The organism is Rhizobium sp. F40D2 (assembly GCF_051810745.2).
GTDB lineage: Bacteria > Pseudomonadota > Alphaproteobacteria > Rhizobiales > Rhizobiaceae > Rhizobium.
Genome location: NZ_CM131436.1, coordinates 1,916,160 through 1,932,478, shown reverse-complemented (window position 1 = coordinate 1,932,478; position 16,319 = coordinate 1,916,160). Strand labels below are relative to the sequence as shown.

Annotated in this window: 17 protein-coding genes, 2 pseudogenes and 1 riboswitch; of the genes and pseudogenes, 6 read left to right on the top strand and 13 right to left on the bottom strand. The window is 60.9% G+C overall.

Features of this window, described 5'->3' with window-relative positions:
- Nucleotides 1-21: 21 nt before the first annotated feature.
- The 6 genes from ACS4RS_RS09310 to soxR all read right to left on the bottom strand — a co-directional run bounded on the left by ACS4RS_RS09310 (nt 22) and on the right by soxR (nt 4,976).
- On the bottom strand, nt 22-1,578 hold the full coding sequence (locus tag ACS4RS_RS09310) for an NADH-ubiquinone oxidoreductase-F iron-sulfur binding region domain-containing protein (RefSeq protein ID WP_439011202.1): 1,557 nt from the start codon (nt 1,576-1,578) through the stop codon (nt 22-24).
- Nucleotides 1,575-2,054 carry a formate dehydrogenase subunit gamma gene (locus ACS4RS_RS09305; RefSeq protein WP_439011203.1) on the bottom strand — a complete coding sequence of 160 codons (480 nt, stop codon included), beginning with the start codon at nt 2,052-2,054 and terminating at the stop codon, nt 1,575-1,577. The genes ACS4RS_RS09310 and ACS4RS_RS09305 overlap by 4 nt, the downstream gene beginning before the upstream one ends.
- A 135-nt stretch (nt 2,055-2,189) precedes the next feature.
- Nucleotides 2,190-3,083 (bottom strand): LysR substrate-binding domain-containing protein, encoded by an 894-nt coding sequence (locus ACS4RS_RS09300; RefSeq protein WP_439011204.1) that lies wholly within the window; start codon nt 3,081-3,083, stop codon nt 2,190-2,192.
- Nucleotides 3,084-3,173: 90 nt separating this feature from the next.
- Nucleotides 3,174-3,515 carry a metalloregulator ArsR/SmtB family transcription factor gene (locus tag ACS4RS_RS09295; protein ID WP_439011864.1) on the bottom strand — a complete coding sequence of 114 codons (342 nt, stop codon included), beginning with the start codon at nt 3,513-3,515 and terminating at the stop codon, nt 3,174-3,176.
- Between the two features lie 103 nt (nt 3,516-3,618).
- The gene (locus ACS4RS_RS09290) at nt 3,619-4,443 is read right to left on the bottom strand and encodes an SDR family NAD(P)-dependent oxidoreductase (RefSeq protein ID WP_449313953.1); all 825 of its coding nucleotides are present in this window, start codon (nt 4,441-4,443) and stop codon (nt 3,619-3,621) included.
- Nucleotides 4,444-4,499: 56 nt separating this feature from the next.
- The gene (soxR, locus tag ACS4RS_RS09285; protein WP_439011206.1) at nt 4,500-4,976 is read right to left on the bottom strand and encodes a redox-sensitive transcriptional activator SoxR; all 477 of its coding nucleotides are present in this window, start codon (nt 4,974-4,976) and stop codon (nt 4,500-4,502) included.
- 275 nt (nt 4,977-5,251) lie between these two features.
- Nucleotides 5,252-5,365, top strand: a riboswitch (TPP riboswitch).
- Here soxR and ACS4RS_RS09280 point away from each other — a divergent pair.
- The 6 genes and pseudogenes from ACS4RS_RS09280 to ACS4RS_RS09255 form a co-directional block, all read left to right on the top strand.
- Nucleotides 5,356-5,475: pseudogene (locus tag ACS4RS_RS09280) on the top strand (YkoF family thiamine/hydroxymethylpyrimidine-binding protein); the annotation flags it as partial. It overlaps the preceding riboswitch by 10 nt.
- A gap of 8 nt (nt 5,476-5,483) precedes the next feature.
- A pseudogene (locus ACS4RS_RS09275) lies at nt 5,484-6,289 on the top strand (ABC transporter permease).
- The gene (locus ACS4RS_RS09270) at nt 6,286-7,098 is read left to right on the top strand and encodes an ATP-binding cassette domain-containing protein (protein ID WP_439011208.1); all 813 of its coding nucleotides are present in this window, start codon (nt 6,286-6,288) and stop codon (nt 7,096-7,098) included. The pseudogene ACS4RS_RS09275 and the gene ACS4RS_RS09270 overlap by 4 nt, the downstream one beginning before the upstream one ends.
- A gap of 63 nt (nt 7,099-7,161) precedes the next feature.
- On the top strand, nt 7,162-8,172 hold the full coding sequence (locus ACS4RS_RS09265) for an ABC transporter substrate-binding protein (protein ID WP_439011209.1): 1,011 nt from the start codon (nt 7,162-7,164) through the stop codon (nt 8,170-8,172).
- 67 nt (nt 8,173-8,239) lie between these two features.
- A complete protein-coding gene (locus ACS4RS_RS09260; RefSeq protein ID WP_439011210.1) occupies nt 8,240-9,460 on the top strand; it encodes an acyltransferase family protein in 1,221 nt (406 codons plus the stop codon).
- A 167-nt stretch (nt 9,461-9,627) separates the two neighbouring features.
- Entirely contained in the window at nt 9,628-10,365 is a 738-nt protein-coding gene (locus ACS4RS_RS09255) for a sugar transferase (protein WP_439011211.1), read from the top strand.
- A 148-nt stretch (nt 10,366-10,513) separates the two neighbouring features.
- Here ACS4RS_RS09255 and ACS4RS_RS09250 read toward each other — a convergent pair whose 3' ends face one another.
- From ACS4RS_RS09250 to ACS4RS_RS09220, 7 genes are all read right to left on the bottom strand, one after another.
- Nucleotides 10,514-10,921, bottom strand: coding sequence for a F0F1 ATP synthase subunit epsilon (locus tag ACS4RS_RS09250; protein ID WP_097624883.1), 408 nt, complete (start codon nt 10,919-10,921; stop codon nt 10,514-10,516).
- Nucleotides 10,921-11,160, bottom strand: coding sequence for a hypothetical protein (locus tag ACS4RS_RS09245; protein WP_439011212.1), 240 nt, complete (start codon nt 11,158-11,160; stop codon nt 10,921-10,923). Before ACS4RS_RS09245 ends, ACS4RS_RS09250 begins: the two co-directional genes overlap by 1 nt.
- Nucleotides 11,160-12,596: a F0F1 ATP synthase subunit beta gene (gene atpD / locus ACS4RS_RS09240; protein WP_097624884.1), complete on the bottom strand. Its 1,437-nt coding sequence runs from the start codon at nt 12,594-12,596 to the stop codon at nt 11,160-11,162. Before atpD ends, ACS4RS_RS09245 begins: the two co-directional genes overlap by 1 nt.
- Nucleotides 12,597-12,619: 23 nt before the next feature.
- The gene (locus tag ACS4RS_RS09235) at nt 12,620-13,504 is read right to left on the bottom strand and encodes a F0F1 ATP synthase subunit gamma (RefSeq protein WP_439011213.1); all 885 of its coding nucleotides are present in this window, start codon (nt 13,502-13,504) and stop codon (nt 12,620-12,622) included.
- A gap of 28 nt (nt 13,505-13,532) precedes the next feature.
- Nucleotides 13,533-15,062: a F0F1 ATP synthase subunit alpha gene (atpA, locus tag ACS4RS_RS09230; protein WP_439011214.1), complete on the bottom strand. Its 1,530-nt coding sequence runs from the start codon at nt 15,060-15,062 to the stop codon at nt 13,533-13,535.
- Nucleotides 15,062-15,628 carry a F0F1 ATP synthase subunit delta gene (locus tag ACS4RS_RS09225; protein WP_003589849.1) on the bottom strand — a complete coding sequence of 189 codons (567 nt, stop codon included), beginning with the start codon at nt 15,626-15,628 and terminating at the stop codon, nt 15,062-15,064. Before ACS4RS_RS09225 ends, atpA begins: the two co-directional genes overlap by 1 nt.
- 255 nt (nt 15,629-15,883) lie before the next feature.
- Nucleotides 15,884-16,273, bottom strand: a complete 390-nt coding sequence (locus ACS4RS_RS09220; RefSeq protein ID WP_012559187.1) for an AGROH133_08824 family phage infection protein — start codon at nt 16,271-16,273, stop codon at nt 15,884-15,886.
- Nucleotides 16,274-16,319 lie beyond the last annotated feature (46 nt).

Below are 16,319 nucleotides of genomic sequence, written 5' to 3'. Positions count from 1 at the left end.
GAGTTGGCAGGTAGAAAATCATCACTCAGCCGCCTCCACCATTGGCGCCGGCGAAAAATCGTCCGGGAAATGCGTCATGGCGCTCATGACGGGATAGGGGGTGAAGCCGCCGAGCGCGCAGAGCGAGCCGAATTTCATCGTGTTGCAGAGATCGGCGAGCAGTACCCGGTTCTTCTCCGGCTCGATGCCATGGGCGATCTTGTCGGCCGTCTCGACGCCGCGCGTCGAGCCGATGCGGCAGGGCGTGCACTTGCCGCAGCTTTCGACGGCGCAGAATTCCATGGCGAAGCGCGCCTGCTTCAGCATATCGGCGGTGTCGTCGAAGACGACGAGGCCGGCATGGCCGATCAGCCCGTCTTTGGCGGCGAAAGCTTCGTAGTCGAACGGCGTGTCGAACAATGCCCGCGGGAAATAGGCGCCGAGCGGTCCGCCGACCTGCACGGCCTTGATCGGCCGCCCCGTCGCAGTGCCGCCGCCGATCCGGTCGACGATGTCTCCGAGCGAAAGGCCGAACGCCGTTTCGTAAAGACCGCCGTATCTGACATTGCCGGCGATCTGCAGCGGAATGGTGCCACGCGAGCGGCCCATGCCGAAATCGCGATAGAAGGCGGCGCCCTTCTCCATGATCACCGGCACGGAGGCGAGCGAGATCACATTGTTGATGACGGTCGGACAGTTGAACAGCCCCTGATGCGCCGGCAGCGGCGGCTTGGCGCGCACGACGCCGCGCTTGCCTTCGAGGCTGTTCAGCAGGGCCGTCTCCTCGCCGCAGACATAGGCGCCGGCGCCGGTGCGCACCTCGATATCGAAAGCGCGGCCGGAGCCGAGCACCGATGGGCCAAGAATGCCGGCTTGGCGCGCGGTGCCAACGGCCGCGGTCATTGCCGCGATGGCGTGCGGATATTCGGAACGGGTGTAGACGTAGCCTTTGGTCGCCCCGGTGGCGAGACCGGATATCGCCATACCCTCGATCAGCACGAAGGGATCACCCTCCATGATCATCCGGTCGGCAAAGGTGCCGCTGTCACCCTCATCGGCATTGCAGACGATATATTTGCGGTCGCCCGGGGCATCGAGAACAGTCTTCCACTTGATCCCTGTGGGAAAGCCGGCACCGCCGCGTCCGCGCAGGCCGGAATCGGTGACCTCCTTGACGACTTCGGCAGATGTCATCGAAACGGCCCGGCGAAGGCCGGCAAGACCGCCATGCGATTCGTAGTCGGCAAGCGACAGCGGATCGGTGATGCCGCAGCGGGCAAAGGTCAGGCGGGTCTGTTCCTTCAGGAACGGGAGGTCTTCAACCTCCCCGAGACAGAGCGGGTGATCGCCGCCAGTCATCATCCCGGCGTCGAACAATGCCGGCACATCCTTTGCTTTCACCGGTCCGTAACCGATGCGTTTGCCGGCGACCTCGACTTCGACAAGCGGCTCCAGCCAGAACATTCCGCGCGAGCCGTTGCGCACGATCTCGGCATCGAGGCCGCGGGCGGCGATCTCCTGGGCAATCGCCTTTGCCACCTTTTCGGCCCCGAGCGCCAGCGCAGCGGCATCGCGCGGAACATAAATCTTGATGCTCATCGGCGCGCCTCCGCAACGAGTTCCGCCGCCAGCTGATCGTCAACCCGGCCATAGACCTCGCCGTCGAGCATCGCCGATGGGGCGCAGGCGCAGAGCCCGAGACAGTAGACCGGCTCCAGCGTCACGCTGCCGTCGAGCGTCGTCTGATGAAAATCGATTCCGAGCAGCGTCTTGACGCGCTCGGCCAGCGCATCACCGCCCATCGACTGACAGGCCTCGGCGCGACAGAGCTTCAGCACATGTCGGCCGGCCGGATGGTCACGGTAATCATGGTAGAAAGTCACGACGCCATGCACCTCGGCGCGGGAGAGGTTCAGCTCCTCCGCGATCACGGGCACGGCTTCCTGCGGGATATAGCCGAACTCGTCCTGAATCTCGTGCAGAATCGGAAGCAGCGGCCCTTCGAGGAAGCGAAGATCGGCAATGATGGCGCGAGTGCGCGCGACAATATCGCCTTCGGCGATATGAATGGTCATAAGGCAGCCCTCCCGACGGCTTGCTCGTTGCGGAATGGCGGCCTCCTCCAGCCCGAGTGCTATTCCGCCGACAGCATCTCAAGGAAGCCGCTGGCGATCAATAAAGCTATCACGTTGGTTGATAGGTTTTTCCTATCAAAGTTCCTCGTCCTGCACGAGCACTCTGGCTTCGTGCAGCAAGGCCGAGACGAGCGGCGTGAAGGGCTCGCGATAGGGCGCCACAAGCCCGACCAGGTGATGCGCCTCCGGCTCGACGATCGGAATCATCCGGATTTCCACCGGAAAACCAAAAGATTTGGCGACATTGCGCGGCATGATGCTCGCCCAGCGCCCGGTTCGAACATGCGAAAACAGCACGATCATCGAATTGGATTCGAGTGTCGGATGCACTGTGGCACCGGCTTCCGTCAGGTGCCGATTGATGATTCGGCGGTTCTGCATGTCGGCGGTCAATAGACAAAGCCGAAGATCGCCGACCTCCTTCCAGGTCACATTGTCGCGATCGGACAGCGGGCTGCCTGCAGCCGTGATCAGATGATAGCGCTCGGCATAGAGCGGAACGCTGGTGACACGGCCGAGCGGCTCGTTTTCGAGATAGGTGATGCCGGCATCGATTTCGAGGTTTTCGAGCATGCTCAGCACCTGCAGCGAATTACGCGAGACGATGGAGAAGGTCACACCGGGATGCCGCTCCTGAAAGGGCGTGGTGATGCGCGAAAGCATGGCGAGCGCCGTCGGAATGGCGGCAAGGCGAATGTGGCCGGAAAGGCCACGGCGGGCGGCGCGCATTTCCTCACGCATGGTGCGGGTATCGCCGACGATGCGCCGGGCCCATTCGAGCACGCGCTGCCCCTCCGGCGTCAGCCCTTGAAAGCGCGAACCGCGCTGCACCAGCATGACTCCGAGTTGATCCTCGAGTTGCCGGATCGCGGCCGAAAGCGTCGGCTGCGAAATCCCGCACTCCTCCGCAGCGCGGCCGAAATGCTTTTCATTAGCAAGGGCGATGAAGAATTCCAGCTTGTCGATCATCCGGTCTCCCGCGACATTTCGCGTCCGGCCTCATCTTCGACACAGCAACCGTGCTCCGCAAGGGAATGAATCAAGTTAAGGCGACGCGCTTTAGCAGTTTTCCGCAACAGGAAATAGATCGAACAGCGATTCGAGGAAGGCGAGCACGCTGACATTGCCGATACTGTAATAAACCAGCCTGCCCTGACGGCGCGTATTGACCAGGCCCTCGAGCCTCAAACGCGCAAGCTGCTGCGAAACCATCGCCTGCTGAATTCCGAGAATATTTTCGATTTCACCGACCGTCCGCTCCTGTTTCGCCAGTATGCAGAGGATCAGCAATCGGGTGTGATGCGCCAAAGCTTTCAGCAGATCGCTCGCTTCATGGGCTTTTCCAGCGAGTATGTGCAAGTCCTGACCGGTCATCCCCGGCTCCGGTTTAGGCAACGACATTCGATATCTCGGAAGGGAGGCGATTTGATAGATCAGCACAATAGCATATTCGCACAAACGAATTGGTCAATTGTGATGAAATGCCAAAAAAGGTCCAAGTAAATCAGCAGATAAGCTGTCCGCCATTGATCTCGATCACCTGCCCGGTGATGTATCCCGAGAGTAAAGGCGACGCCAGGAACAGATAGGCGGGAGCGCAATCCTCCGCCGTGCCGAGCCGCTGCAGGGGGATGGATTTCCGCGTCTGCTCCAGCTTTTCTTTGGAGGAGTAGCGCTCGTGGAAATCCGTCTCGATCGTTCCCGGCGAGACGCAGTTGACGCGGATGCCATCCGGGGCGAGCTCGCGGGCAAGCGCCTTGGAATAGGTCGCAACGAAGGCTTTCGAGGCCGAATAAATCGAGGAGCCGGGGCTACCGCCGGTGAGTGCCGAGATCGAAACGGTGTTGACGACGGCAGCACCCTCGGCCGCCTTCAACGCCGGCAGCAATGCGCGCGTCAGCGCCACCACCGATGTCTGGTTCAACCGTATGACCGCCTCATATTCCGCATCGGTCAGCGTCGCAGCGGGAAAACGGCCGAGCATGGTGCCGGCATTGTTGACGAGCACATGGACCCTGTCGAAGAAAGCGAGAACATCTTCGGCAAATTGCGCCGCACCGCCGGCGGCGGAGAAATCGGCATGCAGCAGCAGCGCCCGTCTTTCCGATTCAGCCGTCAGCAGGAAATCCGGCAGGTCCCGCCCCGGTTTGCGCCCGGTATGGACGATCACCTTCGCGCCGCAATCCAGAAACTGCCGAGCGACTTCGAGGCCGATGCCGCGGCCGGCGCCAGTGACGACGACATGGCGATTTTCGAACAGTCTGGGATGAAACACGAAGCCGTCCTCCTCGCGGGCAGTGCCGCCGGTTGCGTCACTTGCCCTTAACATATGAGCACTCCGACCGAAAGAAAGGCAGGTATCGATCTTTCCTGGGAAAGCCAGAACTAAACATCGAGTTCGTTTTCGGTCTCCAGAAGCCGCGCGCCGGGCCCTTCCTTGCCGAGCCGGTCGCAGGGATTGCGCAGCGGACAGCTTTCAATCGACAGGCAGCCGCAGCCGATGCAGCCGGTCAGGCGGTCGCGCAGCAGACTGAGCCGACTGATTCGTGCGTCGAGATCGTCCTTCCATCGTGCCGACAGCGTCTGCCAATCGGCGACCGTCGGCGTGCGCCCCTGCGGCAGGGACTGGAACGCCGCCTGGATTTCCGAAAGCGGAATACCGACACGCTGTGCCACCTTGATGATGCCGAGGCGGCGAAGCACATCGCGCCCATAGCGGCGCTGGTTGCCGCGGGAGCGGATGCTCGAGATCAAACCCTTGGTCTCGTAAAAATGCAGCGCCGAAACGGCAAGACCGCTACGCTCCGCCACTTCGCCGACAGTCAGGAGCTTGCCGAGCGGGGCTGCTGAAATCCCATTCATCGCCTCTTGACCTCAATATTAGTTGAGGTTTTATACCCTTTGCTCCTGCCGTCGTAAAGCCCGATCCGGCGCTCGCCAGCGCTCGCGCCCCTTACGCCTATACTGCCGCCCTCAGGCAGCAAGCTGCGGTCCCGTTCCCGGCAGGTACGGGCCCACCGAGGAACATCCGAGCGGGATCCCGCTCGGGTGTTTCCCTCACATCGGAGCTATTCCGACCGCGCCGACGGGTTCGCAATTTTGCGGTTGCGGGAAAAAAACCCGGATGATAGTTTCCGCCGAAATAACAGGGGAGCTCCGTATCGCCGGGGCTGAGATATGAGGCGCAAGCCTCTGGACCCTTCAAAGCTGATCTGGGTAATGCCAGCGGAGCGAGGTTCAGATGTTCTCAGGCGCCCAAGTGTCACTCTATCCGATGTCCGGCAATTTCGTCGGCATCATTCTCGATGCCGTCAAGACACTCGATCCCTATCGCGACCGGCTGCGCATCGAGACCGAAAACAAGCGCTGATGACGTCGCCGCAACCACCGGATTCGCGCCTTGCCGCGCTCCGCTCCGCTCTCTATAGGGGGTCCCCGCCTTGCTCGCGGGCTGCGCCTTTCTGGCGGCATGGGAACTCTATGTCGACCTTTCCGGCATCAAGCCTTCCATTCTGCCGGCGCCTTCGCGCATCGTCATCCAGGGCTGGCTGAACCGTGAGGCGCTGATATCAAACACCTGGCCGACGCTTGGTGCGACACTCGGCGGTTTCGCGCTGTCGCTTGCCTTCGCCTTCACCGCTTCGATCCTCATGGATTTCATGCCTTTCATGCGCCGGGCATTGCTGCCGATCTTCATCGCCAGCCAGACCCTGCCGCTGGTGGCGATCGCGCCGCTCGTCGTCTTATGGTTCGGTTTCGGCCTCTTGCCGAAGATCCTGCTGGTCGCGCTGGTCACCTTCTTCCCGCTGCTCGTCGCCTTGCTGCAGGGCTATGAATCGACCGACCGCGACATCGCCGAATTGCTGCATTCGATGAAGGCGAGCCGCTGGAGCGTTTTCCGCCTGGCACGGCTTCCCTCGGCGCTGCCTTATTTCTTCGCCGGCCTGAGGATCTCGATCACCTATGCCGTCGTCGGTGCGATCTTTGCCGAATATGCCGGCGCTGCCCGCGGCCTCGGCATCTATATCCTCAACGCCAAGAACAATTTTCGTCCCGATCTCGTGCTCGCTGCCGTCGTGGTCAGCGCCGTGCTGACCCTTTGCCTGTTCGGCCTGACACTCGTCATCCAGCGCCTCGTCATGCCCTGGCAACCAACCGCGGAGCGGCACCGATGAGCGACAAGATGGTTGAATTGCGCAATATCTCCAAGTCCTTCGACGGCATGAAGGTGCTCGGCGATATTTCGCTCGGCGTCGCAAGCGGCGAGTTCGTTTCGATCGTCGGCCCGTCCGGCTCCGGGAAATCGACGGTACTCCGATTGCTGACACAGGCGCTTCGACCCGATGCCGGCGCCGTACTTTTCAAGGGCGCGCCGCTGGAAGGGGCGCCGCATACCTTCGCCTTCATGCCGCAGCGCGATGCACTGATGCCCTGGCGCCGGATCATCGACAATGCGGCACTCGGCCTCGAGGTGCGGGGCATGGGCCGCCGGACGGCCCGCGCCACCGTGGCACCGCTGTTCGAGCGCTTCGGCCTTGCCGGTTTCGAACACCATTATCCCTCCGCACTATCAGGCGGCATGCGCCAGCGCGCCGCCCTGCTTCGCACCGTCGTCCAGACCCAGGACATGCTGCTGCTCGACGAGCCGTTCGGCGCGCTCGACGCGCTGACGCGCACGCAGATCCAGGAATGGCTGCAGGGCATGTGGACCGAACACCGCTGGACGGCGCTGCTGATCACCCATGATGTCCGCGAGGCCGTGTTCCTCTCCGACCGCATCTACGTGCTTTCGGCCCGCCCGGCGCGTATCATCCGCGAATTCCACGTTCCCCTGCCCCGCCCGCGAAGCCTTGCCGATCTCGGCTCGCCCGCGGCCCAGGCGATTGAAACCGAAATCCTGCAAACCCTGCTTCATCCGCTAGAGCAGGATGATCTTAGGCCGATCGGCCTAAAATCTGAATCCTGTTCTGATTTAGAGAGTTAGAGCATGACGCCGAAGACCGCGCACACTTTCGGCACGATGCTCTAGAGACCTGAGGAGGTCATCATGCTGCTTCTCACCCGTCGCCAGACGATTTTCGCCGCCATCGCGGCAAGCCTTGCCGGCCGCCCGGCCTTCGCCCAGTCGGCGCCCGCAAAGGCTCGCATCGCGCTCGACTGGACGCCCAACACCAACCATATCGGTATCTATGTCGCCAAGGCGAAGGGTTTTTATGCCGCCGCGGGCCTCGATGTCGACATTCTACCCTATGCCGATACCAGTGCCGGAACGCTAGTGTCGAACGGCGTTGCCGACTTCGGGATCAGCAGCGAGATCGAGGCCATCACGCAGCGCGCCGCGGGCGGCGACGTGAAGATGGTCTACGGCGTCGTCCAGACCGAAACAGCGCGCCTGATCTTCAAGGGCGGACGCGACGACATCAAGAGCCCGAGGGATCTCGACGGCAAGACCTATGGCGGCTTCGGCGGCACCTGGGAGAGCGCGCTGATCTCCGCGATGATCCGCAATGATGGCGGCAAAGGCGAGGTCAAGACCGTCACGCTCGGCACCTCCGCCTACGAGGCGCTGGACAATGGCTCGATCGATTTCACCCTGGAGATCTATACCTGGGAAGGCGTTGCCGCCGAATTGGAAAACCGGAAGATCGCCCGCTTCCACTATTCCGACTATGGCATTCCCGACGAGCAGACCACGGTCATCGTCTCCAGCGACACTTATCTCTCGGCCAATCGGGAAAATGCCCGCGCTTTCATTCAGGCGACGCGAAAGGGTTATGCCTATTCGGTCGATCATCCCGACGAAGCCTGTGCGCTGCTGATAGCAGAGAGCAACGGCGCGCTAATGAACACCGAATTGGTGAAAGCTTCGCAAAAGGCACTGATCGAAGGACACTTCCTGAAGTCCGAGGCCGGTGTGATCGGCACCCTCGATCCGGCCAAGGCCGATGCTATCGGCGGCTTCCTGGTCGAGAACGGCATTCTGGTCGATGCGAATGGCGCCGCACTCAAGGAGAAGCCGGACTTTTCCACCTATTATACCAACGACCTGCTCGCCTGAGCGCAGCCCTGGCCTTGCTCGCCGCGGCGTTCCGCGGCAAAGTCCTGAGCTATAAGGCGAGGGACAGATGCGACAACAGGAGAGATTGGCCGGAGCGGACTTTCTGCGCGCGACGGCTTGTCTGCTGGTGCTTGCCCACCATCTCGCGCTTCGGCTGGACATGCGCAGAGTTCCCGACGAACTGGGAACGGCTGCGCAGATCCTCCGCTTCGGCAATTTCGGCGTTGCCATCTTCTTCGTGCTCAGCGGCTTTCTTCTTGCCCATCCCTTCTGGCGCGCGCTCGACGGCGGCGGCAACATGCCGAGCCTCCGCCATTACACGATCCGCAGGGCGGCGCGAATCGCGCCGGGTTTCTGGGTGGCCGCAACCGTCAGCTTCGCCCTCAGCCTGACGCTGCTTGCCCTGCCGCTGACGCCGGAGCTTACACTTCGCTACGTCTCCGGGCTGCTGTTCATGAGCCAGTGGCATTGGCGCACGTTTTTTCCCGTTGAAGCCGACGGCCCGCTCTGGTCCATTCCCTTCGAGGTCACGAGCTATGTGCTCTTGCCGGTCTGCTTTCTCCTGCTGTTTCGTTTGCCCCGCCTCAGGCAGCATCCGCTGCTTGCCCGGGTCGCCTGGCTTTGCGTCATCGCAGGCGTGCTTCTCGCCCATCTGCTGATCCTTACCGTCTTTCCGCTCGACGACATCGGACGCGGCTGGCAGTACGGCCTCCAGGGCGGGGCGAAGGAGTGGATGCCTAGATATAATCCGATCGGCTTCTTTGCCGTCTTCGCCCTCGGCGCGCTGGCCGCCGGCATCGAGATCATGCTGAGAAGACGGCCCTCCTTCTGGTTCGATGCAGCAGCGCTGCTCAGCCTCGCCGTTGCCGGTTACCGCCTCGTCATATCGCCCGGCGGCACCCCCGAATCTTACGGCTGGCTCGAAATCCCCTATGGCTTCCCGGTCTTCCCGTTGGCGATCGCCACAGCGCTCGCTTCGCTCTGCCATTCGCAACGCCTGGGCAGGCTGCTCGACAATGCGCCCGTCCGCTACATCGCAAAGGTCTCCTTCGGCATCTATGTCTGGCAAGAGATCATCCTGATATCGATCCAGAGGCTCGACCCTGGTTCGTTCGGCGTCTCCTCGGACAATGTCGTCACCGGATGGCTGCAGTCCTGCGGACTGGCGGCAGCGCTGGTCCTTCTCGTCGCCAGCCTCAGCTACCACCTGCTGGAGAAACCGGCGATCGGCCTCGGCAACCGACTGACATCCCGCCAATCCAATTGGGCTACTCCTTTCAAAGTATAAGCTTTCAACCAGCGCAACTACAGGCATTACGGTTAACGCGAAATACTCCCATTTTTGGCTTCTTTATGGTTATGAAATTCTTTTTTATAACGATGACAAACGATACGTGACCATGTATCTGTCTCCCTGTAGTTCAGTATCGCATCTAAACTTGTGGACCTTGCGTAATGAATGCTTTTACTTCGAAGACGAAGTCACGCTTCGATCCGTCTCAGCGTCAAGACAAAACCAAGACCCTGGTTATCGCGAACTCCAACATTCGCCAGCCGGATAGCTTTTCTCCTGTCGAAAGAAAGATGGCTGTGCGTCTGGGCGTGAAGCGGCTGTTCGACGTCGCCGCCTCAGTCAGCGCCCTCATCGTGCTGGCGCCGTTTTTCCTGGCGATCGCTCTCTTCATCAAACTCGATGATGGCGGCCCGGTATTCTTCCGGCAGATCCGCTGGGGGCTGAACGGCCGGAAGATCATGGTCTTCAAGTTTCGCTCGATGCGCGCCGAAGATTGTGATCCGAGCGGCATTCAACAAACCGTCAAGGGCGACAGCCGGATGACCGGTATCGGCGCGCTGCTCCGACGGACCAACATCGACGAGCTGCCGCAGCTCTTCAATGTCCTCATGGGCGACATGTCGCTGGTCGGTCCGCGCTGCCATGCGATCAATATGCGCGCAGCCGGCAGGCTCTACGAAGAGCTGGTGCCGCACTACCACCAACGCCACATCATGCGCCCCGGCATCACCGGCCTTGCGCAGACACGCGGCTGGCGAGGCCCGACGGCGCGACCGTTGCAGGCCCGCGCCCGCATCGCCTGCGATATCTATTATGTCAAGAATTTCAGCCTGTTGCTGGATTTCAAGATTTTATTGAAGACGCTCGTTATCGAGCTGCGTGGCGGCACAGGCTTCTGAGACGATCCGGAATGTCGGCAAAGGGGCATAGCGGCCGCTTCTTCGTTTGAATCCGCCGTCAGACATTGCCCGCCGGATCCCGGGAGATGCGCAGACACAAAAAAGGCGGCCGTTGAGCCGCCTCTCATCGTTGCAAAATCGACTACAATCAATCCTGCTGGACGACGCCGTTCAGATGCGTCAGTTCCATGATGAAGTGCTCGAGTTTCGACTTGCGTTCGTGCAGCTCGGTATCTTCGAGCTCCTTGCGGGCGGCCTCGATGCGACGGGTCAGCTCATCCTTGTGGAGTTCCTCGACCGGCACGGCGGATTCAGCAAGCAACGTGCAGCCGGTGGGCAGGATATCGGCAAAACCGCCGAACACGACATAGTCCTGCTTCTTGCCGGAGGCCGAACGCACGCTCACGACACCCGGCTTGATCGTCGTCATCGTCGGCGCATGGTGCGCCATGACGGTCATTTCGCCTTCCGTCGCTGGAATGACGACCTCGGTCACCATCTCCGACAGCAGCAGACGTTCCGGCGAAACGAGCTCAAAGTTGAAATTGTCAGCCATCAGTGACTTACCTTCTCGGCTATGGCTTTCGCATCTTGCAATTGGATCCCGCAGAACGGGCAGTGCATTATCGCTTGGTCGAGATAACCGAGGCCTTCCTCGCTCTGAACCAGACCGACCACCATCATCAGCACGCCGTTATCGGCGCGATAGATGGTCGGCGCGGCTGGTTCCGGAAGATCCGCCACGACCCCTTTCAAGGGATCGCAGCAGAAGATCTCGTCTAGCACGTCGCTCATTAAGCAGCTGCGAGCTTCTTGGCCTTTTCGACCGCTTCTTCCATCGAGCCGACCATGTAGAAGGCGGCCTCCGGCAGGTGATCGTATTCGCCGTTGACGAGGCCCTTGAAGCCCTTGATCGTGTCTTCGAGAGCAACCAGCTTGCCCGGCGAGCCGGTGAAGACTTCGGCGACGAAGAATGGCTGCGACAGGAAACGCTCGATCTTACGGGCGCGGGCAACGGCAATCTTGTCTTCTTCGGACAGTTCGTCCATGCCCAGGATGGCGATGATGTCCTGAAGGGCCTTGTAGCGCTGCAGCGTCGACTGGACCTTACGGGCGACTTCGTAATGCTCTTCGCCGACGACCATCGGGTCGAGCATGCGCGAGGTCGAGTCGAGCGGATCGACAGCCGGGTAGATGCCCTTTTCAGCGATCGAGCGCGACAGAACCGTCGTCGCGTCAAGATGCGCGAACGAGGTAGCCGGCGCCGGGTCGGTCAAGTCGTCGGCCGGAACGTAAATGGCCTGGACCGAGGTGATCGAGCCGGTCGTCGTCGTGGTGATGCGCTCCTGCATCTGGCCCATGTCGGTGGCGAGCGTCGGCTGATAGCCGACCGCCGACGGGATGCGGCCGAGCAGAGCCGACACTTCGGAACCTGCCTGGGTAAAGCGGAAGATGTTGTCGACGAAGAACAGAACGTCCTGGCCCTGGTCGCGGAAATGTTCGGCGACCGTCAGGCCGGTCAGCGCGACGCGAGCGCGCGCACCCGGCGGTTCGTTCATCTGGCCGTAAACCAGCGCAGCCTTGGAGCCTTCGCCGCCACCATGCTTGTTGACGTTCGATTCGATCATTTCATGGTAAAGGTCGTTGCCTTCGCGGGTGCGTTCACCGACGCCCGCGAAAACCGAGTAACCACCATGCGCCTTCGCAACGTTGTTGATCAGTTCCATGATCAGAACGGTCTTGCCGACGCCGGCGCCGCCAAACAGGCCGATCTTACCGCCGCGTGCATAGGGCGCCAGAAGGTCGACGACTTTGATGCCGGTGACGAGGATCTGCGCTTCCGTCGACTGCTCGACATAGGACGGCGCATCCTGGTGGATGGCGCGCTTGTGCGCGGTGACCAGCGGACCTGCTTCGTCGACCGGCTCGCCGATGACGTTCATGATACGGCCGAGCGTCTCGTTGCCGACCGGAACCATGATCGGAGCACCGGTATCGCTGACTTCCTGGCCGCGCACGAGACCTTCGCTCGAGTCCATCGCAATCGTACGAACTTCATTCTCGCCAAGGTGCTGTGCAACTTCGAGAACCAGACGGACGCCGTTGTTGGTGGTTTCCAGCGCGTTCAGGATCTTTGGCAGTTCGCCTTCGAAAGCGACGTCAACGACGGCGCCGATAACCTGTGTGACCCTGCCGACAGAGCCGATCTTGGGGGTAGCTGCCTCAGCCATTTTCTGACCCTCTTTTCCTAGCCTCAGAGCGCTTCCGCGCCCGAAATGATTTCAATGAGTTCCTTGGTGATCTGCGCCTGACGCTGGCGGTTGTAGCTGAGCGTCAGTTTGTTGATCATCTCACCAGCATTACGCGTCGCATTGTCCATGGCGCTCATCTTCGCGCCCATTTCGCCCGCGACGTTCTCAAGGAGCGCGCGGAAGATCTGGACGGAGATGTTGCGCGGGATCAGGTCTTCGAGGATCGACGCCGGATCCGGCTCATATTCGTAGACCGCGCCGGCATGTGCCGCATCTTCGGCCTGCACTGCGCCCGTCGAAGCCGGGATGAGCTGCTGCGCCGTCGGGATCTGACTGATCACCGACTTGAACTCGGAATAGAACAGCGTGCAGACGTCGAATTCGCCTGCCCCGTACATGTCGATGATGCGCTTGCCGATTTGGTCCGCATTCTCGAAGCCGATCCGCTTGACGTCGCGCAATTCCTTGCGCTCGATGATCAGCGAAGCATATTCGCGGCGAAGGATGTCGTAACCCTTCTTGCCAACGGTGAAAATCTTCACCGTCTTGCCCTCGGCAACAAGCTTGCGCACATGATCACGTGCAAAGCGTGCGATTTGCGAGTTGAAGCCGCCGCAAAGACCGCGTTCGGCCGTGCAGACCACCAGCAGATGAACCTGGTCCTTGCCGGTGCCGGTCATCAGTGTCGGCGCCCCGTCCGCATCGGTGACGGCCTTGGCAATGTTGGCCAGAACCGCGCCCATGCGCTGCGAATAAGGCCGAGCGGCTTCGGCCGCCTCCTGCGCACGCCGAAGCTTCGCCGCGGCGACCATTTTCATCGCCTTGGTGATCTTCTGCGTCGCCTTGACGGAGGCGATCCGGTTTTTCAGATCCTTAAGTGAAGGCATCCGTGATCTGTCCTAACTTAGGGCCTGATTACGCGAAAGACTTTGCGAAGCCATCGAGAGCAGCAGTGAGCTTGCCCCTGGTATCGTCGCTGATTGCCTTTTCCGTGCGGATCGCGTCGAGGATGGCGGAACCTTCCGAACGCAGATAGGAGAGGAGGCCCTGCTCGAACTTGCCGACCGAAGCGACCGGCAGCTTGTCGAGATAACCGTTGACGCCGGCGAAAATCACCGCGACCTGTTCTTCCGTCTTCAGCGGCGAGAACTGCGGCTGCTTCAGGAGTTCGGTCAGGCGTGCACCGCGGTTCAGAAGGCGCTGCGTCGCAGCGTCGAGATCCGAACCGAACTGGGCAAAGGCGGCCATTTCGCGATACTGGGCGAGTTCACCCTTGATCGAACCGGCAACCTGCTTCATCGCCTTGATCTGCGCCGCGGAACCAACGCGGGAAACCGACAGACCGACGTTCACCGCCGGGCGGATACCCTGGTAGAACAGATCCGTTTCAAGGAAGATCTGACCGTCGGTGATCGAAATCACGTTGGTCGGAATGAAGGCCGACACGTCGTTGCCCTGCGTTTCGATGACCGGAAGAGCGGTCAGCGAACCAGCGCCCTGGTCATCGTTCATCTTCGCAGCGCGCTCGAGCAGGCGCGAGTGCAGGTAGAAAACGTCGCCCGGATAGGCTTCGCGGCCCGGCGGGCGGCGCAGTAGCAGAGACATCTGGCGGTAGGAAACGGCCTGCTTGGACAGATCGTCATAACCGATCAGCGCGTGCATGCCGTTGTCGCGGAAATATTCGCCCATGGCGCAGCCGGCAAATGGAGCCAGATACTGCATCGGGGCCGGATCGGAAGCGGTCGCCGCGACGATGATCGAATACTTCAGCGCGCCGCGCTCTTCGAGCACCTTGACGAACTGAGCGACGGTTGAGCGCTTCTGGCCGATGGCGACGTAGACGCAGTAAAGCTTCTCGCCTTCCGGGCCGTTGTCGTGAATGGCCTTCTGATTGAGGAAGGCATCGAGAAGGATCGCGGTCTTGCCAGTCTGGCGGTCGCCGATGACGAGCTCGCGCTGACCACGGCCGACCGGGATCAGCGCATCGATTGCCTTGAGACCGGTTGACATCGGCTCATGAACCGACTTGCGCGGAATGATGCCGGGAGCCTTGACGTCTACGCGCGAGCGGCGCGTCGCATTGATCGGACCCTTGCCGTCGATCGGATTGCCGAGCGCGTCGACGACGCGGCCGAGCAGTTCCGGACCGACCGGGACGTCGACGATGGCGCCGGTCCGCTTGACGGTGTCGCCTTCCTTGATGTCGCGGTCGGAACCGAAGATGACGACGCCGACATTGTCGGATTCGAGGTTCAGCGCCATGCCGCGGATGCCGCCCGGGAACTCGACCATTTCACCGGCCTGGACATTGTCCAGACCGTAGACGCGGGCGATACCGTCACCGACGGAGAGAACCTGGCCGACTTCCGAGACTTCTGCCTCTTTGCCGAAATTTTTGATCTGGTCTTTGAGAATTGCGGAAATTTCCGCGGCGCGGATATCCATCAGCCAACCTCTTTCAATGCGAGCTTAAGAGTGGAGAGTTTGGTACGAAGAGACGTATCAATCTGGCGGGACCCGACCTTGACGATCAGACCACCAAGAATTGACGGATCAACCGTGACGGCAATCGTCACGTCTTTGCCGGTAACGCTCTTGAGTGCCACCTTCAATTCAGTTTCCTGCGCTTGCGAAAGCGCATGGGCCGAGGTGACCTCGGCGGAGATTTCACCGCGATGGTTCGCGGCGATGATGCGGAAGGCCTTGATCATGCCCGGCAGGGCAAACAGGCGGCGGTTGCGCGCCACGACCTTCAGGAAATTGGCGAAAAAACCGCTGATGCCAGCCTTCTCGCTGATGGCGACGATCGCCTTTAGCTGGTCTTCGGCAGAGAAAACCGGGCTTGCGACGAAGCGCTTCAGATCGGCGCTCTCATCCAGCATTGCCTGGAAACGGTCAAGATCGGCGGTTACGCTGTCGACGGCGCCCTGCTCGAGCGCCAGATCGAAAAGCGACGAGGCATAGCGCTCGGCAACACCAGATGTAAGCTGGGACGTGTCTGCCACTGGCACAAATTTCCCTGATTTCAACCCAAAATCCGGCTCTCGGCGGACGCCGAACCTATGATCTTGAATTCGTTTTGATTTCCCCCAGAAACCACAAGAGAAGCCTCTTGCTTCTTCCGAAATTCGGGGTCCGTCTAACATAGGATGTTCGGACTCGCAACACGCGTAATGCCCGAATACGCCTTTCACATGAATTTCTGTTCGCAAAATTGCGCAACGGCCTGGAAGCCGGCCGGGGAAGCCGTCTGCCGGCCGTGATATTCACGTCTGGGTGAAGCCGAAAACATAAAGCAGCGGCAGCGCCGCCAAGGCAATTTGCACAACCAGAAGTAAATAGTTGACGAGATTACTCCCCTTATCGGACAGGATCGAGATAATTCGGGCGAAGGCGGCCATCGCGAAGGAAGCGCCGAGCGCCATGTAAATCCAGTCCTGTGCGAGCATGATCGCCGACAGACCGAAGCCGAGATAGAAACCGCCCATCGAGCGCCCCTCGCCGTATCCTTCCGGCCGCCCCTCCTGCGCCTGCAGGCCGAGAAGACGGAAGCTATGGCCCGGCGCAAACATCATGATGAAGCCGGCAAGCGCCGTGAAGGCGGCGGAGCAAAAGGCGAGCTGCTCGCCGAGCTCGGTCGGAAAATAAAATTCCATGCATCAGCCCCAAATCACCCGGAAGAATCAGTGTTTTATGACATGG